The sequence below is a fragment of the Limnohabitans sp. T6-20 genome (assembly GCF_003063505.1).
In the GTDB taxonomy this organism is placed as follows: Bacteria; Pseudomonadota; Gammaproteobacteria; order Burkholderiales; family Burkholderiaceae_C; genus Limnohabitans_A.
In genome coordinates this window covers 346,379-371,538 of record NZ_NERW01000002.1, presented here as the reverse complement: position 1 = coordinate 371,538, position 25,160 = coordinate 346,379, and the positions used below count along the sequence as shown (strand labels likewise).

At 58.7% G+C, this 25,160-nt stretch carries 28 protein-coding genes; 17 read left to right on the top strand and 11 right to left on the bottom strand.

What is annotated here, in order from left to right:
* Position 1: 1 nt before the first annotated feature.
* Together B9Z33_RS08050 and B9Z33_RS08045 are read left to right on the top strand one after the other, a co-directional pair.
* Positions 2 to 829 carry a proteasome-type protease gene (locus tag B9Z33_RS08050; RefSeq protein ID WP_108286502.1) on the top strand — a complete coding sequence of 276 codons (828 nt, stop codon included), beginning with the start codon at positions 2 to 4 and terminating at the stop codon, positions 827 to 829.
* Positions 829 to 1,629 (top strand): alpha/beta fold hydrolase, encoded by an 801-nt coding sequence (locus B9Z33_RS08045; protein ID WP_108286501.1) that lies wholly within the window; start codon positions 829 to 831, stop codon positions 1,627 to 1,629. The genes B9Z33_RS08050 and B9Z33_RS08045 overlap by 1 nt, the downstream gene beginning before the upstream one ends.
* On the opposite strand, the gene B9Z33_RS08040 is transcribed toward B9Z33_RS08045, so the two are convergent.
* Positions 1,630 to 2,454, bottom strand: coding sequence for an undecaprenyl-diphosphate phosphatase (locus B9Z33_RS08040; RefSeq protein WP_108286500.1), 825 nt, complete (start codon positions 2,452 to 2,454; stop codon positions 1,630 to 1,632).
* Positions 2,455 to 2,659: 205 nt separating this feature from the next.
* Here B9Z33_RS08040 and B9Z33_RS08035 point away from each other — a divergent pair, with 205 nt between their 5' ends.
* From B9Z33_RS08035 to B9Z33_RS08015, 5 genes are read left to right on the top strand one after another with little or no spacing between them, the layout of a single operon-like run.
* Entirely contained in the window at positions 2,660 to 3,073 is a 414-nt protein-coding gene (locus B9Z33_RS08035; protein WP_108286499.1) for a DUF2306 domain-containing protein, read from the top strand.
* Between the two features lie 10 nt (positions 3,074 to 3,083).
* Positions 3,084 to 3,578: a DUF6622 family protein gene (locus B9Z33_RS08030; protein ID WP_108286498.1), complete on the top strand. Its 495-nt coding sequence runs from the start codon at positions 3,084 to 3,086 to the stop codon at positions 3,576 to 3,578.
* Positions 3,575 to 4,660 carry a prolyl oligopeptidase family serine peptidase gene (locus B9Z33_RS08025; protein WP_108286497.1) on the top strand — a complete coding sequence of 362 codons (1,086 nt, stop codon included), beginning with the start codon at positions 3,575 to 3,577 and terminating at the stop codon, positions 4,658 to 4,660. The genes B9Z33_RS08030 and B9Z33_RS08025 overlap by 4 nt, the downstream gene beginning before the upstream one ends.
* A 7-nt stretch (positions 4,661 to 4,667) precedes the next feature.
* Positions 4,668 to 5,774, top strand: coding sequence for a sensor histidine kinase (locus B9Z33_RS08020; protein WP_108286496.1), 1,107 nt, complete (start codon positions 4,668 to 4,670; stop codon positions 5,772 to 5,774).
* A gap of 4 nt (positions 5,775 to 5,778) precedes the next feature.
* A complete protein-coding gene (locus tag B9Z33_RS08015) occupies positions 5,779 to 6,585 on the top strand; it encodes a LytTR family DNA-binding domain-containing protein (RefSeq protein ID WP_108286495.1) in 807 nt (268 codons plus the stop codon).
* Positions 6,586 to 6,590: 5 nt separating this feature from the next.
* On the opposite strand, the gene B9Z33_RS08010 is transcribed toward B9Z33_RS08015, so the two are convergent.
* From B9Z33_RS08010 to B9Z33_RS08000, 3 genes are all read right to left on the bottom strand, one after another.
* The gene (locus B9Z33_RS08010; RefSeq protein ID WP_233252770.1) at positions 6,591 to 7,844 is read right to left on the bottom strand and encodes an MFS transporter; all 1,254 of its coding nucleotides are present in this window, start codon (positions 7,842 to 7,844) and stop codon (positions 6,591 to 6,593) included.
* On the bottom strand, positions 7,837 to 8,532 hold the full coding sequence (locus B9Z33_RS08005) for a DUF2239 family protein (RefSeq protein ID WP_199220312.1): 696 nt from the start codon (positions 8,530 to 8,532) through the stop codon (positions 7,837 to 7,839). The genes B9Z33_RS08010 and B9Z33_RS08005 overlap by 8 nt, the downstream gene beginning before the upstream one ends.
* A gap of 95 nt (positions 8,533 to 8,627) precedes the next feature.
* Positions 8,628 to 8,978 carry a hypothetical protein gene (locus B9Z33_RS08000; RefSeq protein ID WP_233252769.1) on the bottom strand — a complete coding sequence of 117 codons (351 nt, stop codon included), beginning with the start codon at positions 8,976 to 8,978 and terminating at the stop codon, positions 8,628 to 8,630.
* A gap of 199 nt (positions 8,979 to 9,177) precedes the next feature.
* Between B9Z33_RS08000 and B9Z33_RS07995 the strand changes: the two genes are divergently transcribed.
* The 3 genes from B9Z33_RS07995 to B9Z33_RS07985 all read left to right on the top strand — a co-directional run bounded on the left by B9Z33_RS07995 (position 9,178) and on the right by B9Z33_RS07985 (position 12,818).
* A complete protein-coding gene (locus tag B9Z33_RS07995; RefSeq protein WP_108286494.1) occupies positions 9,178 to 11,013 on the top strand; it encodes a glutamine--tRNA ligase/YqeY domain fusion protein in 1,836 nt (611 codons plus the stop codon).
* Positions 11,014 to 11,076: 63 nt separating this feature from the next.
* Complete coding sequence (locus B9Z33_RS07990; RefSeq protein WP_108286493.1) at positions 11,077 to 12,273, top strand: AAA family ATPase; 1,197 nt, start codon at positions 11,077 to 11,079, stop codon at positions 12,271 to 12,273.
* Positions 12,270 to 12,818 (top strand): DUF4276 family protein, encoded by a 549-nt coding sequence (locus B9Z33_RS07985; protein ID WP_108286492.1) that lies wholly within the window; start codon positions 12,270 to 12,272, stop codon positions 12,816 to 12,818. Before B9Z33_RS07990 ends, B9Z33_RS07985 begins: the two co-directional genes overlap by 4 nt.
* Positions 12,819 to 12,878: 60 nt before the next feature.
* Here the strand turns inward: B9Z33_RS07985 and B9Z33_RS07980 are convergent, their stop codons facing one another.
* Genes B9Z33_RS07980 through B9Z33_RS07955 form a run of 6 tightly spaced genes read right to left on the bottom strand, consistent with a single transcriptional unit; the run spans position 12,879 to position 20,382 of the window.
* Positions 12,879 to 15,992: a type I restriction endonuclease subunit R gene (locus B9Z33_RS07980; RefSeq protein WP_108286491.1), complete on the bottom strand. Its 3,114-nt coding sequence runs from the start codon at positions 15,990 to 15,992 to the stop codon at positions 12,879 to 12,881.
* Positions 15,993 to 16,009: 17 nt separating this feature from the next.
* A complete protein-coding gene (locus tag B9Z33_RS07975) occupies positions 16,010 to 16,861 on the bottom strand; it encodes a Bro-N domain-containing protein (protein ID WP_108286490.1) in 852 nt (283 codons plus the stop codon).
* Positions 16,858 to 18,045, bottom strand: coding sequence for a restriction endonuclease subunit S (locus tag B9Z33_RS07970; RefSeq protein WP_108286489.1), 1,188 nt, complete (start codon positions 18,043 to 18,045; stop codon positions 16,858 to 16,860). Before B9Z33_RS07970 ends, B9Z33_RS07975 begins: the two co-directional genes overlap by 4 nt.
* Entirely contained in the window at positions 18,042 to 19,613 is a 1,572-nt protein-coding gene (locus B9Z33_RS07965) for a type I restriction-modification system subunit M (RefSeq protein WP_108286488.1), read from the bottom strand. The genes B9Z33_RS07970 and B9Z33_RS07965 overlap by 4 nt, the downstream gene beginning before the upstream one ends.
* A 57-nt stretch (positions 19,614 to 19,670) precedes the next feature.
* Positions 19,671 to 20,069 (bottom strand): type II toxin-antitoxin system RelE/ParE family toxin, encoded by a 399-nt coding sequence (locus B9Z33_RS07960; protein ID WP_108286487.1) that lies wholly within the window; start codon positions 20,067 to 20,069, stop codon positions 19,671 to 19,673.
* On the bottom strand, positions 20,062 to 20,382 hold the full coding sequence (locus tag B9Z33_RS07955; protein WP_108286486.1) for a type II toxin-antitoxin system Phd/YefM family antitoxin: 321 nt from the start codon (positions 20,380 to 20,382) through the stop codon (positions 20,062 to 20,064). The genes B9Z33_RS07960 and B9Z33_RS07955 overlap by 8 nt, the downstream gene beginning before the upstream one ends.
* A gap of 286 nt (positions 20,383 to 20,668) precedes the next feature.
* Between B9Z33_RS07955 and B9Z33_RS07950 the strand changes: the two genes are divergently transcribed.
* From B9Z33_RS07950 to B9Z33_RS07940, 3 genes are all read left to right on the top strand, one after another.
* Entirely contained in the window at positions 20,669 to 21,136 is a 468-nt protein-coding gene (locus tag B9Z33_RS07950) for a helix-turn-helix domain-containing protein (RefSeq protein WP_108286485.1), read from the top strand.
* Between the two features lie 12 nt (positions 21,137 to 21,148).
* Entirely contained in the window at positions 21,149 to 21,745 is a 597-nt protein-coding gene (locus tag B9Z33_RS07945; RefSeq protein WP_108286484.1) for an RES family NAD+ phosphorylase, read from the top strand.
* A 92-nt stretch (positions 21,746 to 21,837) separates the two neighbouring features.
* Positions 21,838 to 22,464 carry a pyridoxamine 5'-phosphate oxidase family protein gene (locus tag B9Z33_RS07940; RefSeq protein ID WP_108286483.1) on the top strand — a complete coding sequence of 209 codons (627 nt, stop codon included), beginning with the start codon at positions 21,838 to 21,840 and terminating at the stop codon, positions 22,462 to 22,464.
* Positions 22,465 to 22,539: 75 nt separating this feature from the next.
* Here the strand turns inward: B9Z33_RS07940 and B9Z33_RS07935 are convergent, their stop codons facing one another.
* Positions 22,540 to 23,235: an SOS response-associated peptidase family protein gene (locus B9Z33_RS07935; protein WP_108286482.1), complete on the bottom strand. Its 696-nt coding sequence runs from the start codon at positions 23,233 to 23,235 to the stop codon at positions 22,540 to 22,542.
* A 36-nt stretch (positions 23,236 to 23,271) separates the two neighbouring features.
* On the opposite strand from B9Z33_RS07935, the gene B9Z33_RS07930 reads away from it, so the two are divergent.
* The 4 genes from B9Z33_RS07930 to B9Z33_RS07920 all read left to right on the top strand — a co-directional run bounded on the left by B9Z33_RS07930 (position 23,272) and on the right by B9Z33_RS07920 (position 25,152).
* Positions 23,272 to 23,808, top strand: a complete 537-nt coding sequence (locus B9Z33_RS07930; protein ID WP_108286481.1) for a pseudouridine synthase — start codon at positions 23,272 to 23,274, stop codon at positions 23,806 to 23,808.
* A gap of 89 nt (positions 23,809 to 23,897) precedes the next feature.
* Complete coding sequence (locus tag B9Z33_RS07925; protein WP_108286480.1) at positions 23,898 to 24,536, top strand: NAD(P)H-dependent oxidoreductase; 639 nt, start codon at positions 23,898 to 23,900, stop codon at positions 24,534 to 24,536.
* A 123-nt stretch (positions 24,537 to 24,659) separates the two neighbouring features.
* Positions 24,660 to 24,800, top strand: coding sequence for a hypothetical protein (locus B9Z33_RS15605; RefSeq protein WP_019427071.1), 141 nt, complete (start codon positions 24,660 to 24,662; stop codon positions 24,798 to 24,800).
* A gap of 52 nt (positions 24,801 to 24,852) precedes the next feature.
* Entirely contained in the window at positions 24,853 to 25,152 is a 300-nt protein-coding gene (locus tag B9Z33_RS07920) for a 2Fe-2S iron-sulfur cluster-binding protein (RefSeq protein ID WP_108286479.1), read from the top strand.
* Positions 25,153 to 25,160: the final 8 nt, after the last annotated feature.

The following is a 25,160-nucleotide window of genomic DNA, read 5'->3' as shown; positions in this document are numbered from 1 at the left end:
CATGACCTATTGCGTTGCCGTCAAAACCCGCGCCGGTCTGGTGTTCCTCTCAGATTCCCGCACCAACGCGGGCCTGGACCAGATCAGCACCTTCCGCAAAATGATCGTCTATGAAAAAGCAGGCGACCGCTTCATGACCTTGTTGTCGGCGGGCAATCTGAGCATTTCGCAGTCGGTGCGCGAAGTGCTGCAAATCGAAAAACTGGTCGAACCCGGCCAGGACGAGCCGCTCACCATTTGGAACGCCAAGAGCATGTTCGACGCCACTCGCGTGCTGGGTGCCGCCGTGCGCCGCGTTTACGAGCGCGACGCCGCCGCCCTGCGGGCATCGGGTGTGGAGTTCAACGTGTCCATGATCTTTGGCGGCCAGATCGGCAACGAAGGCATGCGCCTGTTCCAGGTCTATTCGCCCGGCAACTTCATCGAAGCCACCGATGAGACGCCCTACTTTCAGATTGGCGAATCCAAATACGGCAAGCCCGTGCTCGACCGTGTCATCACCCCCAACACCCCGCTGGACGAAGCGGCCAAATGCGCCTTGGTGTCGATGGACTCCACCCTCAAATCCAACCTGTCGGTCGGCTTGCCGCTGGACATGGTGGTCTACAAAGCGGGCAGCCTGCACACCGACCGCATCATGTGCATCGACGAGCACAACCCTTACTTTCAGATGCTGCGCTCCAGCTGGGGCGACAAGCTGCGCCAGATGTTCGACAGCATAGAAGACCCCATGTGGAACGGCGGCGCGACCGACATCCCGCTCATGGTGCCGCCCGTGCGCAACGCCCTGCTCAAAAAGATCACCACGCCAGATGAGAAGCTGATCTGATGCCGCGCATCATCTTCTCGCATGGCAACAGTTTTCCGGCCAGCACTTACAAGGTAATGTTCGACAACCTGCGCCAGCGTGGGTTCACGGTCGATGCGGTGGAAAAGTATGGGCATGACCCGAAGTACCCGGTCACCAACAACTGGCCACACTTGGTCGACCAATTGGCCGACTTTGCGCGTGAAAAACAAGTTGATGGCGAGCCTGCTTTTTTAGTCGGTCACTCGCTGGGCGGCATCTTGAGCCTGATGTGCGCCGCCCGCCACCCCGAGCTGGCGCGGGGCGTGTTGATGATCGACTCTCCTGTTTTGGGTGGCTGGCGTGCCACCACACTGGGCTTGGCTAAACGCACCTCGCTGGTGGGCAGCGTATCACCCGGTCGCATCAGCCAAAAACGCCGCAACCACTGGCCCAGCCTGGAAGCTGCGCTCGATAACTTCAGCAACAAAAAAGCCTTTGCCAAGTGGGACCCACAAGTCTTGCGCGATTACATCGAACACGGCACCCGCGACGAAGGCGGCCAGCGGGTTTTGAATTTTGACCGCGACGTCGAAACCGCCATCTACAACAGCCTGCCCCACAAACTCGACAGCCTGCTCAAGCGCAAACCCCTGAAGTGCCCCGTATCTTTCATCGGAGGCACCCACTCGGCCGAAATGCGCCAAGCCGGGGCCGAGCTGACGCACAAGGTGGTCAAAGGCCGCATCATGATGCTCGACGGCTCCCACCTGTTTCCGATGGAAAAACCCCTGGCCACGGCAGCGGCCATTGAGGCGGCGCTGCGCAACCTGGGCGTTTGATCAAGCCGCCCAGGTCACCACGCCGGTGTAGCTGGTGCCCAGCACCACCAGACCAAACACGATCCGGTACCAAGCAAACACCTCAAAGCTGTTGGTCGAGATGAACTTGAGCAACCAGCGCACACACACCCAGGCGCTGACAAACGAGACCAGTAAGCCCACCGCAAACATGGGCGCATCGGCCATGCTGAGCAAGGCGCGCTCTTTGTAAAGGCTATAAACCCCCGCGCCAATCAGCGTGGGAATGGCCAAGTAAAAAGAAAAATCGGTCGCGGCCTTGCGCGACATGCCCAACAACATGCCACCAATGATGGTCGCGCCACTGCGGCTTGTGCCTGGAATCATGGCCAAGCACTGCACCAGACCCACCTTGAGCGCATCGCGCCCGCGCATATCTTCCACCTCGTGAATGCGCACCGCACTGGCTGGGCGTCGCTCGGCCCACAAAATGATCAACCCGCCAATGATGAAGGTGCTGGCCACCACACCTGGCGTGAACAAATGCGCCTTGATCGCTTTGCCCAGCAGCAAGCCCAGCACCACCGCAGGAACAAATCCGATGAACACATTGAGAGCAAAGCGCTGCGCCGCGGCGCTATGTGGCATAGCCTTGATGGTCGAGCTGATCTTTTGCCAGTAAACAATGATCACCGCCAAGATCGCACCCGTCTGGATCGCGATGTCAAACACCTTGTCTTTTTCGCCGTCCAAACCCAACAAAGACCCGGCCAGGATCAGATGCCCCGTTGAAGAAATTGGCAAGAATTCGGTCAAACCTTCAACCAGGCCCATGACGGCGGCTTTGAGCAGCAACAAAGTATCCACAAAAACTCCTGAAATCTGTACCCAATTATCGCTGCAGGACGCGCTTAGACCGGTCAAGCCCGATTCACCCAAACGCGCTCACCGGCGGTCGCTCACCCCGCCCATCGGCGTTTTGCGCCTGACCGATGGGCTTTCATCGCAAGCCCATTGATCGGCGTGCGCCTCACAGGCACAGTTCACCCACAACAAAGTTTCAGGAAGAAACATGCAACAGACACCTCTTATCGCTGTGCACATGAGCCTGGCGTTGACTGCTGTGGCCATCGGCCCCGTTGCGCTTTGGGCGCGAATGGGCGTCACAAAACGCCCCCAACTTCACCGCGCCTTTGGCTATGCCTGGGTCACCTGCATGCTGGGTGCCGCACTCACAGGGGTTTTCATCAGGGATTTCAAGCTGCCCAACATCGGGGGCTACACACCCATCCACCTGCTGATCCCGCTCACACTGTTCACTTTGTTCAAAGCCTTCCGTTTTTTAGCCCAAGGCAACATCGTTGGCCACCGTAAAAGCATGCAAGGCCTTTACATCGGTGCTTGCATGATTGCGGGGCTGTTCACCCTGTTGCCGGGGCGGTATTTGGGCGATCTCGTTTGGGGCCAATGGCTGGGTTTAATTTAAGGACTTCAACATGCAAACACTTCGACACATCCCCGTCTGGGTTTTCTTCTTGCTGCTCGGCCTGATCGCGCTGGGACTGCAACAAAGCCGTACTCGCCACATCCCCCTTCAGCGGCTGCTGGGTATCAACATCGCGCTCACGGTGTTCACGCTGGTGGGGGTGGTCCAACAGTGGTGGCCCACGCCTTGGCTGGCACTGGGCCTGTTCAGCTGGGCCGCCAGCTGTGCACTCGTGGGCTGGGCCTTGGGCCAAGGCCCAGCACCGACAGGCGCAAGCTACAACGCCGATACCCGGCGCTACACCGTGCCGGGCAGCTGGCTGCCCCTGGCCTTGTTCATGGCCATCTTTGCCTGCAAGTTTGTGGTGGGCATGCTGACCGCCACCGCACCAGAGCAAATCAACAACCTTGCTAGCGCGATCGGTATCAGTGCCGTGTACGGGCTGTTTTCGGGGCTGCTCAACGCGCGGGCGTGGCGCTTGTTGAAGCTGCGCAAAATCACATGACAAACGTCCTGAAAAATTTCAAGCAATGGGCCTGCATCTTCATCTTGCTCGTCTCCGGCGTGAGCCAAGCCCAAGTGGGCCTGCGTCAGATCCAGTCGGGCGGCATGCCCATCACGCTGGTTTACCCCACAGCAGCCACAGCCCAGTCTGAGACACAAGGCGCGTTCACACGGCAAGTGGCCCACAACGCCCAGCTTTTGCCGTCTGTAACAGGCAAACGGCATTTGATCGTGCTGTCACACGGCAGCGCAGGCAGCGCCCTGCCCGACCACGCACTGGCCGCCACACTGGCCCGTGCCGGTTTTGTGGTGGCCCAGCCTGAGCACCGGGGCGACAACTGGCAAGACTTCAGCCGCGCCGGACCCGAGAGCTGGAAAACCCGCCCGCAAGATGTGAGCGAGACCATCGACGCCGTGACCCAAGACCCGCAACTGGCCCCGCTGGTGGACTTCCGCCGCGTGGGCGTGCACGGCATGTCCGCCGGTGGCGTGACCGGACTGGCACTGGCTGGCGCCCAATGGCGGATGCTGAATGTGATCCAGCACTGCGCACACAACCTGGATGAGGACATCGGCTTTTGCCTCAACGGTTTGGCCGCACACCCTACCGTGCAACTGCTGCGCAAAAGCCAATTTGCCTTGGGCCGCATGCTGACCTATACCACTGCACCTGCCAGCTTTAAAACCCTGCACGGCGGTGCAAGCCCCAGCGCATCCTCGGACCCGCGCCCCGACCCCCGTGTGACCGCTGTCACCCTGGCGGTGCCCGTCGGCGTCATCTTCACCCCCGAAAGCCTCTCTCGCATCCGCATCCCCGTGGGTCTGACCACCGCAGGCCAAGACAGCGTGCTGCTGCCCCGATTTCACAGCCGGCATGTTTTGCAACACTGCCACACCTGCACGACCCTGAGCGACCACCCGCAAGCGGGCCACTTTGACTGGCTCTCCCCTTGGCCTGCCAGCGTGGCGCAAACCGTGGCGGCCACTCAAATGCGTGGCGGCTTGCCCAACCCCGCCTTCACCGACGCCGACCGCCAAAAGGCCTTTGACCAGATCGCGTTATTCTTCAAGCAAAAGCTCTGAGCACCGCATGACTTCATCCCCCCTCTTCGCCTGGCTGCCTGCCGAGCACCGCAAACCCTTGCTGCAACGCCTGCTGATTGTTTGGTGCATCGCCTTGCTCATTGCCTTGGGCAATTGGGCTGCACACGAAGAAACTCACCAAACCTTTGACAAAGCACTGGTCTACGCTTACGCCATCTCGACCGTCATCTGGCTGCTGACCGATGTGCCGCGCTTTGTGTTCAAGCGGCTGCTGCATGTTCAAGCGCCCAATTACTGGCCTCCTGCCCTGCCCGCCACACTCATGCTGCTGGTGGGCATTCCGCTGGGCTATGTGCTGGGCACGCTCGTGGGCGATGCATATGCGGGCTGGTCCACCTGGGATTTGTGGCACTTCAACCCGGGGCGATTCAAGGGCATGTTGGTCTCTTCCGTCGCCATCAGCGCCGCCTTTGTCGCTTATTTCTACCAACGCGGCAAGGCCGAATCCTTGGCCAACCAAGTCACACAGGCGCAGCTCATGCTGCTGCAATCGCAGCTGGAGCCGCACATGCTGTTCAACACGCTGGCGCATTTGCGGGCGCTGATCGGACACGACTCGGCACGCGCCCTGACCATGCTCGACCACCTGAACGACTACCTGCGCACCACGCTGCAGGGTTCGCGCCAACCGCTGCACCCGCTGACAGATGAGTTTGCTCGCCTGCACGACTACCTCAGCCTGATGGCGATCCGCATGGGCCCCCGCTTGACGTTTGAGCTGAACTTGCCGGAAGGGCTGGGCAAAACCCTGGTGCCCAGTTTCATCTTGCAGCCCTTGGTGGAAAACGCCATTCGCCACGGACTCGAGCCCCAAGTGGCTGGCGGACACATCGCGTTGAAGGCGTTCGTGCTGTTGGATGAACTCAAGCTCTCCGTGACTGACAACGGCTGCGGCATCAGCGATCTGGTGATGGCCCAAGTCAACGATGGAGAACCGGCGGCCGACAACACCGCGTCTTGGGGTTTGGCCCATGTGCGCCAACGCCTGAACGCCTTGTATGGCCAGCGCGCCCGGCTCAACTGCTCAAGAAGATCCCCGACAGGCGGCACCTACATGCAAGTGAGCTTGCCGTACACCTTTACACCCGACTGAGCCCATGAACACCCGGCCCACCGCCCTGATCGCCGAAGACGAAGCCCTGCTGGCGCAAACCCTCCAGCAAGAGCTGCACAGCCTGTGGCCCGACTTGCACATCGTGGCCACCGCAGGTGACGGCCTGAGCGCCGTCAACCTGGCCCTGCAGCACCTGCCCAATGTGCTGTTTTTGGACATCCGCATGCCCGGCCAAAGTGGGCTGGAAGCCGCTGCGGCGCTGGCCGACGAATGGCCTGATCACGCCGCTTTTCCGCTGCTCGTGTTTGTGACGGCCTACGACCAATACGCCATTCAAGCTTTCGACGCACAAGCCATCGACTACGTGCTCAAGCCCGTGCGCACAGACCGCCTAGCCAAAACCGTGGCCCGACTGCAAGCCGCCCTGCGACAACCCAGCCCCGACAACCGCGAGCAGCAAGACCAAGTGCTCATGCAGCTTCGCGCACTGCTGCATGCCCCCACGACAGAAAAAAACCAGCCCCACCTGCAACTGCTGCAAGCGAGCGTGGGCAACCAACTGCGCATGGTGCCGGTGGAGGAAGTGCTGCGCCTGGAAGCCGCCGACAAATACGTGCGTGTGTTCACCCAGGACGGCGGCGAAGTGCTGCTGCGCACCCCGCTCAAGGAACTCATGCAACGGCTTGACACACAGGTCTTTTGGCAAATCCACCGGGGCAGCGTGGTCCGCGCCACCGCCATTGAATCCGTCAGCCGCGACGAATCAGGGCGTCTGAGCTTGCGGCTCAAAGGCCAGCCCGACCGGCTCGCGGTCAGCCGCCTTTACGCGCATTTGTTCAAAGCGATGTGAGGGCGTCAGGCTGCGGGCTGGCGCATCCGGCGTGCATGGCGTTTCAGGTGCCAGACCGCCATGCCCAATGACGCCATTTGCAAGACCGCACAAAAGTAAAACGGCGCGCCCATGCGCCAGTCTCCCTTGGGCAGGTCCGACACGGCGGCCAGCAAGGGCGCACCCAGCATCGGGGCCACCACCGCCGTCAGGCTGGTCAGCGCACTGACCGCGCCCATGGTCTCACCCTGGCTGCGGCTGTCAGCGGCCGACGAGATCAGGCTTTGCACCGAAGCGGCCACCGTGCCGCCCAACAAGTTGAAGGCAATCACTGCGTACATCATCCAACCCTGTGTGGCCGAGCCAAACAGGATGTAGGCCAGCGAAGACGACACCAGCCCCATGATGACCAGCTTTTGCACCGCGAAGCGTTTGAGCAAGCGCCCCATCAGCAAGCCCTGCACCAGCACTGCCACGATGCCCACCACGGCCAACGACCAGCCATTTTCTCGGGGGCCCCAACCAAACTTGAAGCTGTTGTAGAGCACCCAAACGGTGTAAAGAACAAACTGAGCCAGACCACTGAGCGCCACCACGCCCACCAGGGGCCCCACACCTTTGAGCTGCGCCAGCTTGCGCAGTGAGGTGACCGGGTGCGCCGCAGCCCAAGTGAACGGTTTGCGCTGCGCCACAGGCAAAGACTCGGGCAACACAAAATAGCCATACAGCCAATTGAGCAAGGTCAGACTGCCCGCCACATAAAACGGCAAATGCAAGTGAATCGACCCCAGCAAACCGCCCATCACCGGGCCGATGATGAAGCCCAGCCCCATCATGGCGCCCAGCAGGCCAAAACGTTTGGCGCGTTGCTCAGGGGCTGAAATGTCGGCCACATAGGCATTGGCAATCGCCGCGTTGGCCTGCATGGCCCCGCCCAGCGTGCGCACCGCGATCAGGCCCCACAAGGAATTGCTCAGGGCCGTGCCAAAAAAGCTCACGCCCAGCCCCATAAAGCCCAGCAACAACACGGGCCTGCGACCAAAACGGTCCGACAAAGCCCCCAGCACCGGCGATGCCAAAAAGTTGGCCACACCAAAGGCCACCGCCGCCACGCCATACCAATACGCCTGATCGGCCTGTGTGGTGGCAAAGCTGCCCACCAGCTCGGGCAGCACCGGAATGATCAGGCCAATGGCCGCCATGTCGATCAACACGGCCAACATGATGAAAGGCATGGCCGCCTCACGGGAGCGGAATCGACGTTGCAAACGTTCACGCATGGGGCTGCTCCGATGGGTTCAAAGTGTTGACAGGCACCAACGCGGCCTGCGCCAGTTGCAGCAAATGGGTCTGAATGTCGGCAGGCCAGGGCGATATTAGTACCTCAAAACGCGAACGATCTGCGGCAAACAAGGAGCGGGCGGCTTCTTCAAACCCTTCGAGACTACCCGCCATGGCCGACATGAAGCGGTAGCTGGCCTCTTGCGACAAACGCCGCTGATCGTGCGCCAGGCTGTCTTTGCGGGCTTGATCGACCAACTTGCGCAGTGCCACCGACGCCCCGCCGGGTTGACCCGCCAGCCAGGCCCAGTGGCGTGGCAGCAAAGTCACCTCACGCGCCACCACACCCAACTTGGGTCGACCGGGACCAGACCTTGGCAAGGCACCGTTATCGGTGCTGGCATCTGATGTGGGGGTGGGTGAGGATGCGGATGCGGGAGCAAGGACCTGGGCCAAAGGGTGCGCCAGTGCCAGCCGGGCCAACACCTCGTCTGTGCTGCCACGGTGGTCATAGTCAATGATCTCGCTGCTGAGCGCATTGAACACCATGAACCGGGCCAAAGGCCGAGCCTCGGTGGCGGCCTTGACCTGCAAAGCCACATCGGCCAAAGGGCCACGGGCCAGACAGCGAGGCCCTTCAAAGGCGATGAAATCAGGCGGGGAAACTGGGTGGGCAGCGTCGGTCAACAAAGGCTTTCAAAATGACAAGCCCAAATTATATCCGGGTTAAATAAAATGACCCGGATAAATTAAAAGTTCAACAGACACCCGCGCCAGAACGGTCAACGTCGCCAATCGTCGCGGTCGCCATGACCGCGACGGCCATCACGACGCTCGTCACGGCGTTCACCCCGGCCGCCTTCATGACGGTCATGGCCCCAGTGATGATCATGCCCATAAGCCCAAGCCGGTGCCGGGCGGTACACCTGCGGTGCATAAATCACTCGCGGTGGCGGCGGTGGGGCATAGATCACCCGGGGTGGCCCATAAATCACTGTGCCGGGCACGCCCACTTGCGCATAAACAGGGGCATGGCCGATTTGCGACGAAAACACCACCGAAGGCTCCATCACCACCGGATGAGCGCAACCCGTTTGCACAACACCCAAGCCCAACAGGCCCAGCAGTGCCATGGCTCTTGAAAATGACGATCTAAATGGATAACGCATGACAAAGGTCCTCTGATCACGTTGGCTTTTCTTGAAAGCGGACTCCCTGGGCCTTTAGCGCGGTAGCCGGGCGTTTGGTGCACCGTCAACGCTTCACAGTGGTTTCCATTCGTAACGGGGCGGGCAAGCTCAGACTTGCCTGCACCCCCTAAAATCAAGCGCTATGACCTCCCCCACCGACAAAGCCTCCGATTCCGCCTCTGCTGAACACAAAGTCAGCAACTTCCTGCGCCAAATCATCGAAAAAGACCTGGAGCAAGGCACCTACGCCAGCCGCCGCTGGGCAGGCAGCCCCGGCGACGCCGCGCACCACGCTGCAGGCGAGCCCGACCCGGCCAAGATCCGCACCCGCTTTCCGCCCGAGCCCAACGGCTACCTGCATGTGGGCCACGCCAAAAGCATCTGCATCAACTTCGGACTGGCCAAAGAGTACGGCGGTGTGTGCCACCTGCGCTTTGACGACACCAACCCCGAAAAAGAAGACACCGAATACGTCAACAGCATCATCGACGCCGTGAAATGGCTCGGTTTTGACTGGGCACAGCTCGGCCAAGCCGCCGGCAGCGCCGCGCCCTACCAGGCCAGCGACTACTTCGACTTCATGTACCGCGCCGCCGAGGCCTTGATTGAAGCTGGCCACGCCTATGTGGACGAACAAAGCGCGGAAGACATGCGCGCCAACCGGGGCGACTTTGGCAAACCCGGCGTGGACAGCCCTTTCCGCACGCGCACCGTGGCAGAAAACCTGGCGCGATTCCGCGAGATGCGCGATGGCAAGCTCGATGACGGCGCCGCCGTGCTGCGCGCCAAGATCGACATGGCTTCGCCCAACATCAATATGCGCGACCCGGCCATCTACCGCATCCGCCGCGCCACCCACCACCACACGGGCGACAAATGGTGCATCTACCCGATGTACACCTTTGCCCACCCCATCGAAGACGCGCTGGAGCAAATCACCCACAGCATCTGCACGCTGGAGTTTGAAGACCAGCGCCCGTTTTATGACTGGCTGATGGAGCGCTTGTGCGAATGCGGCCTGCTGGCCGCGCCCAGCCCCAAACAATACGAATTTGCCCGCCTGAACCTGACCTATGTCATCACCAGCAAACGCAAGCTGGCGCAACTGGTCAACGAAGGCAAAGTCAGCGGCTGGGACGACCCGCGCATGCCAACAATAGTGGGCCTGCGCCGCCGGGGCTACACGCCCGAAAGCCTGCGCCTGTTTGCAGACCGCATTGGCGTGACCAAGAGCGACAGCTGGATCGACTACAGCACGCTCGAAGGGTGCCTGCGCGAAGACCTGGAAAACAAAGCCCACCGCGGCATGGCCGTGCTCGACCCCGTCAAGCTGGTGCTGAGCAACTGGGCCGAAGCCTTTGGCAGCGACAGCTACACCGAAGCCTGCACCCAACCCGCCCTGCCCCACAGCGCCGTGGCCGAAGGCCAAACGCCGCCTGCCGACCGCACTTTCCTGATCGGCAAAGAAGTGTGGATCGAGCGCGAAGACTTTGAAGAAGTGCCGCCCAAGGGCTACAAAAGATTGTTCCCCGGCAACGTGGTGCGCCTGAAGGGCGGCTACGTGATCGAATGCACAGGATGCGCACGCGACGCGGCGGGCAATGTGACCGAGGTGCACGCCAAAGTGATCCCCGGCACCAAGAGCGGCACGCCCGGCGCCGACAGCGTCAAAGCCAAAGCCGCCATCACCTGGGTGGGCGTGGCCGACGGCGTGCAAGCAGAAGTGCGCCTTTACGACCGCCTGTTTGCCGAAGCGCACCCCGATGCGGGCGGCAAAGACTTCTTGCAATCGCTCAACCCGGACAGCCTGAAGGTCGTTATCGCCTACGTGGAGCCTTCACTGGCCGGGGCGCAGCCGGACCAGAAGTTTCAGTTTGAGCGGTTTGGGTACTTTGTGGCGGACCGCCTGGATCACATTCCTAGTATCAAGCCGGTGTTTAATCGGGTGACGGGGTTGAAAGATGGCTGGGGAAAGTAACGGTCACGCCTCTTAGTTTTAAGACCAGAAAAACACCAGGGTAGCGCCAAACACCAAAAAGCCATGCAACAAATCGAATCCTTGCGCCTGAAGAACTTCCGCGCTTTTCAAAATGTGCACCTGAAGAATATTCCGCGCTTTTGCGTGCTGGTGGGTGCCAATGGCACGGGAAAAAGCACCTTGTTTTCGGTGTTCGCTTTTTTGCGCGATGCCATGACCACCAACGTCACGGCAGCGCTAGGCCGCTTGGGCGGCAGCCGTGGTCTGGCAGAAGTGCGCAGCCGGGGCAGCAGCGGCCCCATAGAAATCGAGATCAAACTGCGCGCCACACTGGCCGATGGACGCTCACGCCTCATCACTTACGAGTTGCATGTGGATGAACTCGACGGCCGCCCCGCTGTCACGCGAGAGGTGCTGCAGTACCGCCGTGGAAGCCGTGGACAGCCTTGGAAATTTCTGGATTTTTCAATGGGCAAAGGCGAAGCGGTCACCAATGAGCTGGACACCGTGGAAGATGAGCGGCAATTGCAACGTGAGAGCCAAACACTCAAAAGCCCCGACATTCTGGCCATCAAGGGCTTGGCCCAGTTCGAACGTTTCCCAGCTGTTGTGGCCTTGGGAAACCTGATCGAAAACTGGCACCTGTCTGACTTTCACATCAACCGTGCAAGGCCCGAGGCCGAATCAGGCTATGCCGAGCATCTGTCGCGTGAAGGCGAAAACTTGTCTTTGGTTGTGGAGTTTCTCTACAAAAACCACCGCTCTGTGTTTGATCGGATTCTGGAACGTCTGAAACAGACGGTGCCTGGTGTGACCAAGGTGGAAGCCAAAACCACCGAAGAGGGCCGCGTCTTGCTCAAGTTTTCAGATGGCAGTTTTGAAGACCCATTTCTGGCGAAATTTGTCTCGGACGGCACCATCAAAATGCTGGCGTATTTGGTCTTGTTGTACGACCCAGCACCCCACCCCTTGCTGTGTGTCGAAGAACCAGAAAATCAGCTTTACCCGTCCTTGCAATGGGATTTGGCCGAAGAGTTCAGGACTTACGCCATGCGTGGTGGTCAAGTCTTTGTGACAACCCATTCGCCCGACTTCCTGAACGCTGCTGAACTCGGTGAAGTGTTCTGGCTGGTCAAAGAAAACGGCTACACCCAAGTTCATCGCGCTGCTGACGATGAGCAGATCAAAGCCTATATGGAGGCTGGCGACCAAATGGGTTACTTGTGGAAACAGGGCCTCTTTCCAGGAGCCAACCCTTGAGTCGAAATTGGGTATTTTTTCTGGAAGAACCCTCCGCAGAGGATTTCTTGCGTGGCTTTCTTGCCAGTCGCACGCCTGCCGATGTCACGCTGCACTTTCAGGTTTTTGAAGGCAAACAAGATCTGGAAAAACAACTGGCGCGGCGCATCCGTTATTGGCGTCTCCCAAATTCACAATTTCTGGTCATGCGTGACCAAGACAGTGGTGACTGCATTCAAATCAAACAGCGGCTTCGTGCCTTGTGTGATGAAGCCAGCAGACCAGAAGCCGTCATCCGCATTGCTTGCCGTGAGCTTGAAACATTTTTTGTCGGTGATTGGGAAGCCGTCGCAGCAGCCTTTGACAAACCTGCTTTGGGAGCACATGCACGCTCCGCCAAGTTCAGAGCACCTGATCAATTGGGCAGCCCTTCCGAGGAGCTCAAGCGCGTTCTCCCTTTTTATGGCAAGCGCGATGGTGCACGGCGCATATCACGCGTTATGGTGCCCGAACGAAACCGATCCACCAGTTTCCAATTTTTGTTCAAAGCGCTGTGCAACTTTTGATTACCCTCATCCCAGCAGTCAAGGCGCAGACGGCCACAACCTATCAAAGTCAAACGCAGGCTATCCAATCGCCCCACCAACCCCTTTAAATTTCTCCACAAACGCAGCCACTTTCTGAAACACAGTCTGCTTTTTGGTCAGGTAGAGCGGGTTCAGTGGGCTCATTTTGGGGAGCATGGCGTTGAGTTCGGTGCCGTTGTCGCTGGCGTATTCGCGCTTGAGTGAGTGAACGATGTAGCGCTTGGCGGCGTCGGCGTTCAGGTTTTCTGAGCTGATCAGCTCTTGCGCTTCACGCAGTTGTTCGGCTTGCGCAAAGGTGAAGAAGGCTTCGATCACGCTGGCTTTGTCGTCGAACTGGCTGAGGTCTGTCTGGTTGATGAAGTCCACCAGCAAGCTTTCTTTGGCGCGGTTGCCCAAGCTGGCGCGAATGGCCCGGCGCACGTCTTCCACCAAAGCGGCTTTGGTCTTGGTCTTTTTGTTGTTGTCAAAAATCAGCTCAAGGATGTAGTCGAGGTTGATCTCCTGCGACTTGAGCAAATCCACCTCAAACACCACATCGTCCCAATCCACGCTGGACTGCTCTGGCGCCCCACCCTCACGCTGGCGGCGCAGCCAATCGCGGATGTCGTTGTAGGCCGAGCGGTAGTCTTGAATCGCACGCTCACTGGGAATCTGCACGCTTTGCATGGCTGCAAATTCGGCATCGGTCAGCCCATGCTGCGCCTTGAAGGCCTCGACCGCTGCCGTGTCCCGCACGTCCAGGCTTTGCGCGGCGCGCAGGCTGGCAAATTCGTCAAAGTTTTGCAGCACGTTTTCAATGCGCAAATACTCGCCAAACACTTTGGCAAAGGCTTTTTTGTCGGCCTCTTTCTCGATGGCCGACGGGTCAGGAAAGCGCTGCTCCAGTTCGGCCACCACTTCCACATAACCACGCCGGGCCTCACCCGTCACCACGTCGGTGAAGCCTTCCATGTATTCCCTGTAGCTTTTCTCCAGCACCACGTTTTTGGTGTTCTTGTCACCAAACAGGGTGATGGCGTCTACCGTGGCTTTTTCCAGATCGCGGAAGGTCACGATGTTGCCGAAGGTCTTGGTGGCGTCAAAGATGCGGTTGGTGCGCGAATACGCCTGAATCAGGCCATGGAAGCGCAGGTTTTTGTCCACGAACAAGGTGTTGAGCCTGGGCGCGTCAAAACCCGTGAGGAACATGCCCACCACAATCAACAAGTCAATCTCGCCCAGCTTCACCTGCTTGGCCAAGTCGCGGTAGTAGTTCTGGAAGCCGTTGCTGTCCACGCTGAAGCTGGTCTTGAAGTGCGCGTTGTAGTCGGCAATGGCTGCGGTCAAAAACTCTTTGGCGCTGCTGTTCAGGGCGGACACTTCCAGGCTCTCGTCCTGAATGTCGCCAATCGCTTCTTGCTCTTCGTTGGCGGCGAACGAAAAAATCGTGGCCACGCGCAAAGGCTTGTCGGCGTCCTTTTGCAGGTCTTTGAGCGTCTCGTAATACAGCTTGGCCGCGTCCACGCTGCTGACGGCAAACATGGCGTTGAAGCCTTTGCCAGCCTGTGAAGCGCCCGGCTGCAGGCGGTGCGTTTTGCGGCGGAAGTTGTTCAGGATGTATTGCGAAATTTCTTCAATCCGCTTGGGGTGCAGCAAGGCCTGTTTGTTCTCGGCGGCAGTCAGCTTCTTTTCGTCTTGCTCGGCTTCGATGGCCTTGAACTGCGGGCGCACATCGTTGTAGTCCACCTTGAACTTGAGCACCTTCTCGTCGCGGATGGCATCGGTGATCACGTACGAATGCAGTTCGCTGCCAAAAACGCTGGCGGTGGTCTCTGCGCCCAGGGCGTTTTCCGGGAAGATGGGCGTGCCCGTGAAGCCAAACTGGTAGAACTTCTTGAACTTTTTCTTCAGGTTCTTCTGCGCCTCGCCAAACTGGCTGCGGTGGCACTCGTCAAAAATGAACACCACCTGCTTGCCGTAAATGGCCAGGTCGGCCTCGGTGCGCATCAGGTTGTTGAGCTTCTGGATGGTGGTGACGATGATCTTGTTGTCGTCTTTTTCCAGATTGCGCTTGAGGCCTGCCGTGCTGTCTGAGCCGTTCACGCTGTCGGGCGAAAACCGTTGGTATTCCTTCATGGTCTGGTAGTCCAGATCCTTGCGGTCCACCACAAAAAACACCTTGTCTATAAAGTCCAGCTCGGTGGCCAAACGCGCCGCCTTGAAGCTGGTCAGCGTTTTGCCCGAGCCGGTGGTGTGCCAAATGAAGCCGCCGCCCTCCAGCTTGCTCCAGTTCTTGGCTTGGTGGCTGCCGCCAATCTTCCACAAAATCCGCTCGGTGGCGGCAATTTGGTAAGGACGCATCACCAACAGCGTGTTGCTGGTGTCAAACACCGAGTAGCGCAGCAGCACCTTGAGCAGCGTGTCTTTTTGAAAGAACGTGGCCGTGAAGTCCTTCAGGTCCTTGATCAGGCTGTTGTCCGCCTTCGCCCAGTTCATGGTGAAGTCGTAGCTGTTTTTGTTGCGCTGAGTGGTGTTGGCAAAGTAACGGCTGTCGGTGCCGTTGGAAATCACAAACAACTGCAAAAACTTGAACAGCGAGTTCGCGCTGTTGAAGCTCTCTTTGCTGTAGCGGTGCACCTGGTTGAAGGCCTCGCGAATGGCCACGCCGCGCTTCTTCAATTCCACCTGCACCAGCGGCAAGCCGTTGACCAAAATCGTCACGTCATAACGGTTGGCCTGCGTGCCCGTTTGCTCGAACTGCTTGATGACCTGCACCTTGTTGCGAGCGACGTGCTTTTTGTCGAGCAAATAGATGTTCTGGATGCGCCCATCGTCAAACACAAAGTCGTGGATGTAGTCGTCGTGCACCTTGCGGGTCTTTTCGACAATGCCATCGCTGGGTTTGTCCAGCCAGCTCTCCACAAAGCGCTGCCACTCCGCGTCGGAAAACTGCACGGCGTTGAGCGCTTGCAGCTGCACACGCACATTGGCCAGCAAAGACTCGGGCGTGTTCAGTTTTGGCGAGTATTCGTAGCCTTGGTTGACCAAGTCCTGAATCAGCTCCCGCTCCAGCTCGCTCTCGCTCTGGTAGCTGTCATTGACTTGCCAATCTTTGGTGTACTGGTCCAAAACAATGAAGTTTTTGGACTCGGCGATGGTTTTGTAGTCGATCACTCCCTGGCACTCCTCATTTATTTTTTGCTCTTGTCTTGACTGATCTGCCGCAACTGCTTGGCGTTTTGCGGGCTCACCAGCTTTTTGCCCGTTTCGGCTTCCAGCTTGAGTCGCGCCTGCCGGGCCACGCCGCCACCGCGCTTGGCCACAGATTCGTGTTCATCCAGGGTTTGCGGCTGCACAGCTTCTGAGATTTCTTTGGTGGACAGCTCGGCCAACATGCTCATGATCAACTCCTTGTTGGTCATGTTGTCACGCAGGTTTTCTTTCTTCAGGCCCTTGTGCTGCTTGTATTCCTTGGCGGTTTTGTCGGCCCAGGTTTTGTAGATGACGTCGGTCAAAAAGGCGAACTGCGGCCCCTCTTGCAAGCCGTGTTTTTTCCATTCGTCGGTCAGCTCCTTGCGGATCTCGATGCTCTTGAGCCGCTGGTTGATCCAGTTGTCGGTGTAGCCCAGGCGCTTGTAATCGAGCATGGCTTGCTCGATGCTGAGTTCCGGGTCTTGCAGCTGGTCCAGTCGCTGGTTGCCCACTTCGGCCAGCCAGAGCTTGAAAGGTTCGGCCCGCTTGCTGGGGATGGACTGGATGAGGCGCAAGATTTGCTCGGTGTCGGCCACATCGGTCAGGTATTTTTTGCCGTCGGCGGCGGGCAATTTCAGTTGACTACAGTTTGTAGCCAACTGACTGCCTTCGTTTTTCAGGCGCACTTTGAGCACGCTCCAGTACTTGCGCGCCCGCGTGTAGTCAGGCTGATCGGTCAGCACCGCCACAACGTCGACCACCGAAAACCACCATTTCTCGGCTTCCGCATCCCACTCGTTGCGAATCAGCTGCGACTCAAACAGTTTGACTTTGCTGTCCGTATCGCTCATGCCATCACCTCTTGCGATTTGGGAAAGCTCAGCAGCAAGTCGCGGTAGTGCGCGTACTGCTTCTGGCGCAGTTCGATTTCGCGGGGCAAACCTTCGGTGAGGGAGTTGGTCAGTGCGTCGAATTTGTCCAGCACTGAGGCAATGCGTTCTTGCTCATTAATTGGTGGATAAGGGACTTTCAAGCTCTTTAAAAGGCCGCCAGTTACTAGCGGTTGTCCACCACCAACTGCGTACTGATTCAAATTCATATGCGTTAGCTGATGCAAAGCAAACCGCACATTCCAAGAGTCATTGGGTCGCACTATGAGCGTGTTATCAGATACATCAAATTCACCAGAGACAGCATTGACTAGTCCTGCATTCGCACCGACACGAGCTACAAGAAGAACATCGCCAGAGTAGGCTGCATCCTTGGTAAACCCTATCAAACCCGTCGATCCATACACAGGAATCACACCTTCGGTATTTCGAATCTTATTTCGGCCAGAAGCAATACTTAATGTGATTTCTTCCAACGTCTTCCACTCAACCTCCCCATCTTCAAAACTCAACAACTGGTCGCGGTAGTGGTTGTATTGTTTTTTGCGGGTGGTCAGCTCGGTGGTCAGCTCGGTGGTCAGCTCGGTGAAGGCGTCCAGGATGCGGACGATTTCGGCTTGGATTCCAAGCGATTTTTTGGGGTTGTCTGGGCAAGGGATGGGGATTTGAATCTTGGCCATGTCGGTGGCTGAAACATCAATCACCTTTGTACCTTTTGCGTATTTCCTTTTTGCTCCGGAAAATTCTTCCGTCTGCGTAAAGTAGGCAAAATATTTGCCCAGCAAACATTCGCCAGGTTTCAGGATCGATGCATGTCCGCCCGTAACAGCTTGCTGCTCCCCAAGATAAACCAGTGCTTTTCCCACATCCTCAAGGTTTTCACTTGTGTTGGTAATGACAACATCCCCCTTATTTACTTTCTTTAGCTGCTTAGCCAAATCGGGGGAGACAAAAGATTTTGTTTCCTTGGTGGATAAGCCGTAATAGGTGTAAATCTGGCCATAGTGAATAGCGGGAACACCAGTTTCAGTGAAGTCCTTCTTTTGCAATCCATTGCCACGAACCAACTCGCCAAGATCACCAAGCGGTTTCCTCTCAACCGCAACCCCATCGAGCAGCTTGTCCAAAAAGTCAGCGCCGCTCATGCCTCTTGCTCCACGCCTTCAATCTCGGCCACGATGGCGTCAATGTCTTGGCGCAGCTGGTCGATCTTGGCCACGGTGGTTTTGAGCTGGGCGTTGAGCTGGGCAATGTCCACCACTTCGCGGGTGTCTTTGGCCTCCACGTAACTGCTGACGGACAGGTTGTAGTCGTTGGCGGCAATGTCGGCGTGGCTGACCGAGCGGGCAAAGTGGTCCACATTGGCCTTGCTGTCGAACACGGCCATGATTTGGTCGATGTGCGTATCCAGTAGTGTGTTGTTGTTGGTTTCTTTCTTGAACAACGCGCTGGCGTCGATGAACTGGGTGGTGGTGTCGGCTTTGTGTTTGGACAGCACCAAAATGGTCACGGCAATGGTGGTGCCGTAAAACAGGTTGGGCGCCAGCGAGATGACGGTTTCCACATGGTTGTTGTCCACCAGGTATTGGCGAATTTTTTGCTCCGCACCTCCCCGGTAAAAGATGCCGGGGAAGCAAACAATCGCGGCGCGGCCTTTGCTGGAGAGGTAGCTGAGCGCGTGCAGCACAAAGGCAAAGTCGGCTTTGCTCTTGGGGGCCAGCACGCCAGCGGGGGCAAAGCGGTCGTCGTTGATCAGGGTGGGGTCGTCGCTGCCGATCCACTTCACCGAGTACGGCGGGTTGGAGACGATGGCGTCAAACGGTTTGTCATCGCCAAAGTGCGGGTCAATCAGGGTGTCGCCCAGCTGGATGTTGAACTTGTCGTAGTTGACGTTGTGCAAGAACATGTTCATGCGCGCCAAGTTGTAGGTGGTGTGGTTGAGCTCTTGCCCCCAAAAGCCGTCTTGAATCAAATGCTGGTCAAAGTGTTTTTTGGCTTGCAGCAGCAAAGAGCCGGAGCCACAGGCGGGGTCGTAAATTTTGTTCACGCTGGTTTGTTTGTGCATGGCCAGCTGGGCAATCAGCTTGGACACATGCTGGGGCGTGAAGAACTCACCGCCCGATTTGCCCGCGTTGGCGGCGTAGTTGGAAATCAGGAATTCGTAGGCGTCGCCAAACAGGTCGATCTGGTGGGTCTCGAAATCGCTGCCGCCAAAGTCGCCAAAGTCCAGCTCGGCCACGCCCTTGAGCACGGCGGCCAAGCGGGTGTTTTTGTCTTTGACGGTGTTGCCCAAGCGGTTGCTGGTGGTGTCGAAGTCGGCAAACAGGCCGCGAATGTCTCGCTCTGAGGGGTAGCCCAGTGCGGAGTTTTCAATGGATTGAAAGATGGCCGCCAAATCGGTGTTCAGGCTTTCGTTGCCGTTGGCGCTGGCGACGACGCGAGCAAACAGCTGGCTGGGGTAAATGAAGTAACCCTTGGTTTTGATGGCGTCGTCTCGGATTTCGGGCGTGATGACCACGTCGGACAGCACGGCGTAATCGATGCTGTCGTCACCGCCTTCGATGTAGGCCGCAAAGTTTTCGCTGATGAAGCGGTAAAACAAAGTGCCCAGCACGTATTGCTTGAAATCCCAGCCATCCACGGCACCCCGGACGTCGTTGGCTATTTTCCAAATTTGGCTTTGCAAAGCTGCGCGTTGTTGAATACTCGTCATTCTGAAACCTTGTTGTTGTTTGGGGTGAATTGGGGGTGTTTGGTTTGGCTGTTGGGTTCAGTCATTCGTCGATGGTGCTGACGGCCACAGCCGCGCAAAATCAAACGAAAGTTGGCGGTGGTGCCGAATCGTCAGCAGGACCACCGTTTCTTGGGCTTCCATGGCCGCGTAGAGCATCAGGTAGTCGCCATGCAGGTATTCGCGCAGCGCATCCGGCGCTCCCGCAGGCATGGCCGCCAGCAGCGCCAGCGCCTCGGCGGACTGCGGTGGGTTGGCCAAGTAGCGCCGCCCCATGCGCGGAAAGCGCCGCAGGTTCGGGATGACGGTGGCGCGAATCTCGGCCAGCAGGTCATCGAACGCCAAGCCCGCATCCGCTTCCACCAAAAACGCCTCAATGGATTCAAGGCGCTCCAGGAAGCTGGAGGTCAGCTCGACCCGGTACAGCTGGTCAGCCACGTTGCTTGGCAGGGAGTTTGGTGGCGGTCTTGCGCTGCTGTTGCAGCTGGGCCAGGGCGGCGTCTGCTTCAAACGTGCGGCCTGCGGTGATGTCGGCCAAGCCGCGCTTGGCGTCGTCGATCAACAGCAGGTGAATGCGTTCGCGCTCCAGACGGTGGTAGTAGTCGAGTCGGTCAGAGTCGATCAGCGCAACATAGCTCTCGCCGTTTTTGGTGATGATCTTCTCTGCCCCAGCCTTGGCCTGGTCGGCCAGTTCGGACAGATGGGAGCGTGCTTGTGTGAATGGCACGACATCGCTGGCAGAAAAACCCATGACCGGCTCCTATGACATTGCAGAATTCTGCACATTCTAGACTGCCTGAACTTTTTGCCAACTTACGAGCTACAGGCACAGCCATCCACGCCTGAGAAGCTGGCGTTTTTGAGCGAACTGGGGTCGTGGTTTTAAGCCATATTGAAAGCCCATGGGTGGCCCTACCCCATGGCTTACGTAAATAACGAACTTTACGAGATTAACAAAGCGGTTTAAAATCACGGGGCCAGCATCTTGAGAGCTGGCCCCGTTTCGATGGTCAAGCGGGAGCACCAGGAAAAACACCATGAACACGCTCACCTTCCCCCTTTCGGCCGTCACGGAAGTGCCCCGTGACGAAGCCAGCGGCCAAGACCCTTATGCCTCAGAAGCGCAAACCAATGCGCTGCTGCGCTTTGGCGCGCAGTACCGGCTGCAACGCATTCAGGCGGCTGACATGATCACCACCGACGAAGCAGCCACCCTCTCAGGCACCACCCGCGTGACCATGAACGCCTGGATCAAAAGCGGCCGCTGCATTGGCGTGTCGCACCTGCGCCGGGGCTACAAGCTGCCCCGCTGGCAATTCGAGCCGTTCATCTTTCCAGTCATCGCGCCCATGGCCGCTGCCTTGGGTTCGACCGACGGTTGGCAACTGCTGGCTTTCCTGGAAAGCCCGCACCCGGCACTGGACGGCCAGTCACCCCGCACCGCACTGGAGCAAGGCACACCCGCCCAGCGCGTGATCGATCTGGCGACGGCAGAGGGGCATTAACCGCCTCTTTCCATGAAATTCAAAGACCTGCATCCACCCATCCTTGAGCTGGCCCCCGGCCAGACGTTTCACCGCGTGCAGCTGACGCGTGCACGCAAAACCAGCGTGCGAATCAACGGTTTGTTGTTGGCACCCACCGGTTTGCAAGCGGGGCGCTTTTGTTTGCCGTCCGAGGCCACGGCATATCTGGCCGACAGCGAGCACACCGCCTTATATGAGTCGATTTTTCGGCGCGATGTGCACAGCCGCTCGCTCGACGACTTGGCCCGCAAGTCGCTGGTGACGTTCGCCACCAAAGGGCGTTTGCGTTTGGCCGATGTGCGGGCGCTGGCCGAGCCCTACCCTGTGCTCCAAGCCCAACGGATCGCCATCACCCAAGGCTTTGCCCAAGAGTGCCGGGCGCAACAACTGGACGGTATCGTCTATGCATCGGCCCAACACCCCTTGCATGCTTGCGTTGCACTGTTCGAATCCGGTATGGCGCAGGTGAAGAAAGTCTCTTCGCTGCCGCTGGTCAAGCCAGGCTCACGCCAGTTACTGACTTGCGTGACCGATGCCGCCAGACGTTCTGGTATTCCGCTGGTGGATTTCGCTGACATGGAAAGCTAAAGCTACACCTTTGGAAGCAGCGCTTACCAAATACCCAAAATGGGCATGAACCAACCCAATTTGGGTATGCCCAACAATTCAACTCTCCGCCCATGACCACCCACCACATCACCACCCTCGAAGCCCTGCGCCAGCTCTACGGGCCCGCCAGTGAGCGTTCGCTTAAAAAAGAAATGCCGTCGCTGGACGCGCATGCGATCCGCTTCGTCGCGCTGTCGCCCTTTGTGGTGTTGGCCAGCAGCGATGCGGATGGGCACATGGACGCCTCGCCTCGCGGGGGCGATGCGGGCTTCATCAAGGTGCTGGACGCGCAGACGCTTTTGGTGCCCGACTCACCGGGCAACAACCGGCTGGACACGCTGGAGAACATTGTCAGCACCGGGCGTTTGGGTTTGCTCTTCATGGTGCCGGGGTTTGACGAGACTTTGCGCATCAACGGGCAAGCGGTTTTGAGCACCGACCCGGCCGACTTGGCGCTTTGCGTGGACGCTCGGCGCACACCCAAGCTGGTGATCCGCGTGACGGTGGAATCGGTCTATCTGCATTGCGCCAAGGCCTTCATGCGTTCGCAGCTTTGGGATGCATCGCGGCACCCTGAGCGCAGCAAACTGCCCACCATGGGAGAGATGCTGCGCGACCAAATTCAGGCCTTCAAGGGCGAGACGATTGAGATCGAAACGCAGGCCGAGATGGTGCAGCGTTACCAGCAGTCGCTTTGAGCTGAGGACTCGACTGGTCGGGGTCTCATGACGGCTTGATGTACCTGGCCACCCGTGTTCACGGGTATGGCGCAACTACTTTTTCTGTACCGGGTTGGCCAACAACAGGTTGGTCGGGTAGGCACGCATGAACTCGCGGGCTTTGTCGAGCGGGGCGGTCAGCCAGGCGTTCCAGGCGCCTTCGTTCAGGATGGCGGGCATGCGTTTTTCGTTGCCGTTTTGGCCATAGCGGTTCATCAGCGCGTGGCTGTTGGCGTTCACCGTGAGCAGCGTGTAGCTCACAATTTCTTCGTCGCCCTGCGTCCAACGCTCCCACAAGCCCGCAACCCCCATGGGTTTCCCATCGACCCGGGCAATACGTGTGGGCACCGCCTTGCCGCTGCGCCAATCGTCTTCTAAAAACGCTTGCATGGGAATGATGCAGCGCTGGGCATTGAGCCATGTCTCGCGTGTGGGCGTGGCGGTGCTCATGGTTTCGTAGCGGGTCACCGCCAGCTTGGTTGAGCGCAGTTTGGCGTCCGAAGCCGACTTGACCCAAGTGGGCACCAAGCCAAATTGGCCTTGGGCCAATTCCAGCACCAATGGGCTGGCGGGGGCGGCATCTGCTGGCGCTTGTGCTTCGGGATCAGTGGTTGCCACTGCGGCTTTGCGGATGAACAGGCCCTGCTGGCGCGGCCAAACTTCTTTGCCGGGCAGTTTTTCGGGGGGGGCGACGCCAAAGGCCTCGGCATACAGGTCGGCGCTTTTCAGGCATTCATATTGGGTACTCATGCGGGGGATGCTAACCGACCTGATACCCTCACGCCCATGCTGATCCGCTTCAACAAACCTTATGGCGTGCTCAGCCAGTTCACCCCCGAGGGGCGCTGGCAGGGTCTGAAGGACCACATCGACCTGCCCGGCGTGTATGTGGCCGGGCGCTTGGACGCCGACAGCGAAGGTTTGCTGCTGCTGACCGATGACGGCAAGGAGCAAGCCCGCATTTCAGACCCCCGCTTCAAGATGGAGAAGACCTATTTGGTGCAGGTGGAGGGTGTGGTGGACGACAAGGCCCTGACCGCTTTGTGCCGGGGCGTGACGCTGAACGATGGCCCCACCCTGCCCGCCCGCGCTCGCGCGGTGCAGCCGCCCGCTGACCTGTGGCCACGCAACCCGCCGATTCGCGAGCGCAAAAGCATTCCCACGACTTGGCTGGAACTGTGCATCCGAGAAGGCCGCAACCGCCAGGTGCGCCGCATGACCGCCGCCGTGGGCTTGCCAACGCTGCGGCTGATCCGCACTGCCGTGGGGCCTTACAACCTGAACGACTTGCCCTCAGGCACTTGGCAAGAAGTCCCCGCCTGAAGCCCTGCTTTGTCAAAGGCGACAGGCGCGTTGGCGCACTTGGGCCACAATCGCCGCACACTTTCAATTAACCCTCTCTGGAATTTCACATGTCTGAATTGCTGAACAAACTCGAATGGCGCTATGCCTGCAAAAAAATGGACCCCACCAAGGTCGTGGCCCAAGACAAGGTCGACCGCATCGTCGAAGCCGCCCGTCTGGCCCCCACATCGAGCGGCCTGCAGCCTTTCGAAGTTATCGTGGTGACCAACGCCGCCGTGCGCGAGCAGATCAAGCCCAAAGCCTGGGGCCAGGGCCAGATCACCGAAGGCTCGCACCTGCTGGTGTTTGCTGCTTGGGACAACTACACGGCCGATCGCATCAACATGATGTTTGACCTGACCAACGCACAACGCGGCGGCACCAACGAAGGCTGGGAAAACTACCGCCAGATGTTGCTCAAGAACTACCCTGCGCGTACGCCCGAAGTGAACTTCGAGCACGCCGCACGTCAGGCCTACATTGGTTTGGGCGCTTCTTTGATCGCTGCCGCTTTCGAAGAAGTGGACGCCACGCCCATGGAAGGCTTTGACCCGAAAGCTGTGGACGAGATTTTGGGCCTGAGCGCTCGCGGTCTGCGCAGCGTGGTCATCGTGCCGCTGGGCTACCGTGCAGCCGAAGGCGACTGGTTGGCGAACCTGAAAAAAGTGCGCCGCCCCACCGCGCAGTTTGTGACCGAAGTCAAATAAGGTCGCAACACACCTTCCGCTCTTGGAGCGTCAGGTGATGCCCCCCACAAAGCCGCAGATTCTGCGGCTTTGTGCTTTAACATCAGGGCACTCCCAAGCCGGGAAGCAACCCAAGGAAAAACCATGGCCAAAGGCGAACAACGCAGCAACAAAATGGCCAAGAAGCCAAAGAAAGACACGTCTCCCCCCAAGACGTTCACCTCTGACCGCCCCATGGCCCCGTCCACCTTTGTGGCGCCTCGCGGCAAAGTCAAAGACAAATAAAGCGCCCCGAGCCTTGTTAAGCCAAGCGCTTGGCAAGGCCTCCCTCCTGTCCATGACCGCTCCTTTTCAGATCTTCACGGCTCGCGTGCTGCCCGCCAACTTGCAATTCGACGTGGAGGGTGACCTGACCCTGCTCGAAGCGGCCGACATGGGGCGGGTGCAGTTGCCCAGTTCGTGCCGCAACGGCACTTGCCGCACCTGCATTTGCCAGCTGGTCAGCGGCCAGGTGGCCTACACGGTGGAATGGCCGGGCCTGTCGGCCGAAGAAAAAGCCGAAGGCTATGTGCTGCCCTGCGTGGCGCGGCCCCTGTCGGATGTGGTGCTGGAACAGCCCGCCGCCACCGCAGGCTAAGAGGACCC

Coding starts and splice junctions, on each gene's coding strand:
- B9Z33_RS08050 (WP_108286502.1), top strand. CDS start 2: ATGACCTATTGCGTTGCCGTCAAAACCCGCGCCGGTCTGGTGTTCCTC.
- B9Z33_RS08045 (WP_108286501.1), top strand. CDS start 829: ATGCCGCGCATCATCTTCTCGCATGGCAACAGTTTTCCGGCCAGCACT.
- B9Z33_RS08035 (WP_108286499.1), top strand. CDS start 2,660: ATGCAACAGACACCTCTTATCGCTGTGCACATGAGCCTGGCGTTGACT.
- B9Z33_RS08030 (WP_108286498.1), top strand. CDS start 3,084: ATGCAAACACTTCGACACATCCCCGTCTGGGTTTTCTTCTTGCTGCTC.
- B9Z33_RS08025 (WP_108286497.1), top strand. CDS start 3,575: ATGACAAACGTCCTGAAAAATTTCAAGCAATGGGCCTGCATCTTCATC.
- B9Z33_RS08020 (WP_108286496.1), top strand. CDS start 4,668: ATGACTTCATCCCCCCTCTTCGCCTGGCTGCCTGCCGAGCACCGCAAA.
- B9Z33_RS08015 (WP_108286495.1), top strand. CDS start 5,779: ATGAACACCCGGCCCACCGCCCTGATCGCCGAAGACGAAGCCCTGCTG.
- B9Z33_RS08010 (WP_233252770.1), bottom strand. CDS start 7,844: ATGCGTGAACGTTTGCAACGTCGATTCCGCTCCCGTGAGGCGGCCATG.
- B9Z33_RS08000 (WP_233252769.1), bottom strand. CDS start 8,978: ATGGCACTGCTGGGCCTGTTGGGCTTGGGTGTTGTGCAAACGGGTTGC.
- B9Z33_RS07995 (WP_108286494.1), top strand. CDS start 9,178: ATGACCTCCCCCACCGACAAAGCCTCCGATTCCGCCTCTGCTGAACAC.
- B9Z33_RS07990 (WP_108286493.1), top strand. CDS start 11,077: ATGCAACAAATCGAATCCTTGCGCCTGAAGAACTTCCGCGCTTTTCAA.
- B9Z33_RS07975 (WP_108286490.1), bottom strand. CDS start 16,861: ATGAGCGATACGGACAGCAAAGTCAAACTGTTTGAGTCGCAGCTGATT.
- B9Z33_RS07970 (WP_108286489.1), bottom strand. CDS start 18,045: ATGAGCGGCGCTGACTTTTTGGACAAGCTGCTCGATGGGGTTGCGGTT.
- B9Z33_RS07965 (WP_108286488.1), bottom strand. CDS start 19,613: ATGACGAGTATTCAACAACGCGCAGCTTTGCAAAGCCAAATTTGGAAA.
- B9Z33_RS07955 (WP_108286486.1), bottom strand. CDS start 20,382: ATGGGTTTTTCTGCCAGCGATGTCGTGCCATTCACACAAGCACGCTCC.
- B9Z33_RS07950 (WP_108286485.1), top strand. CDS start 20,669: ATGAACACGCTCACCTTCCCCCTTTCGGCCGTCACGGAAGTGCCCCGT.
- B9Z33_RS07945 (WP_108286484.1), top strand. CDS start 21,149: ATGAAATTCAAAGACCTGCATCCACCCATCCTTGAGCTGGCCCCCGGC.
- B9Z33_RS07940 (WP_108286483.1), top strand. CDS start 21,838: ATGACCACCCACCACATCACCACCCTCGAAGCCCTGCGCCAGCTCTAC.
- B9Z33_RS07935 (WP_108286482.1), bottom strand. CDS start 23,235: ATGAGTACCCAATATGAATGCCTGAAAAGCGCCGACCTGTATGCCGAG.
- B9Z33_RS07930 (WP_108286481.1), top strand. CDS start 23,272: ATGCTGATCCGCTTCAACAAACCTTATGGCGTGCTCAGCCAGTTCACC.
- B9Z33_RS07925 (WP_108286480.1), top strand. CDS start 23,898: ATGTCTGAATTGCTGAACAAACTCGAATGGCGCTATGCCTGCAAAAAA.
- B9Z33_RS15605 (WP_019427071.1), top strand. CDS start 24,660: ATGGCCAAAGGCGAACAACGCAGCAACAAAATGGCCAAGAAGCCAAAG.
- B9Z33_RS07920 (WP_108286479.1), top strand. CDS start 24,853: ATGACCGCTCCTTTTCAGATCTTCACGGCTCGCGTGCTGCCCGCCAAC.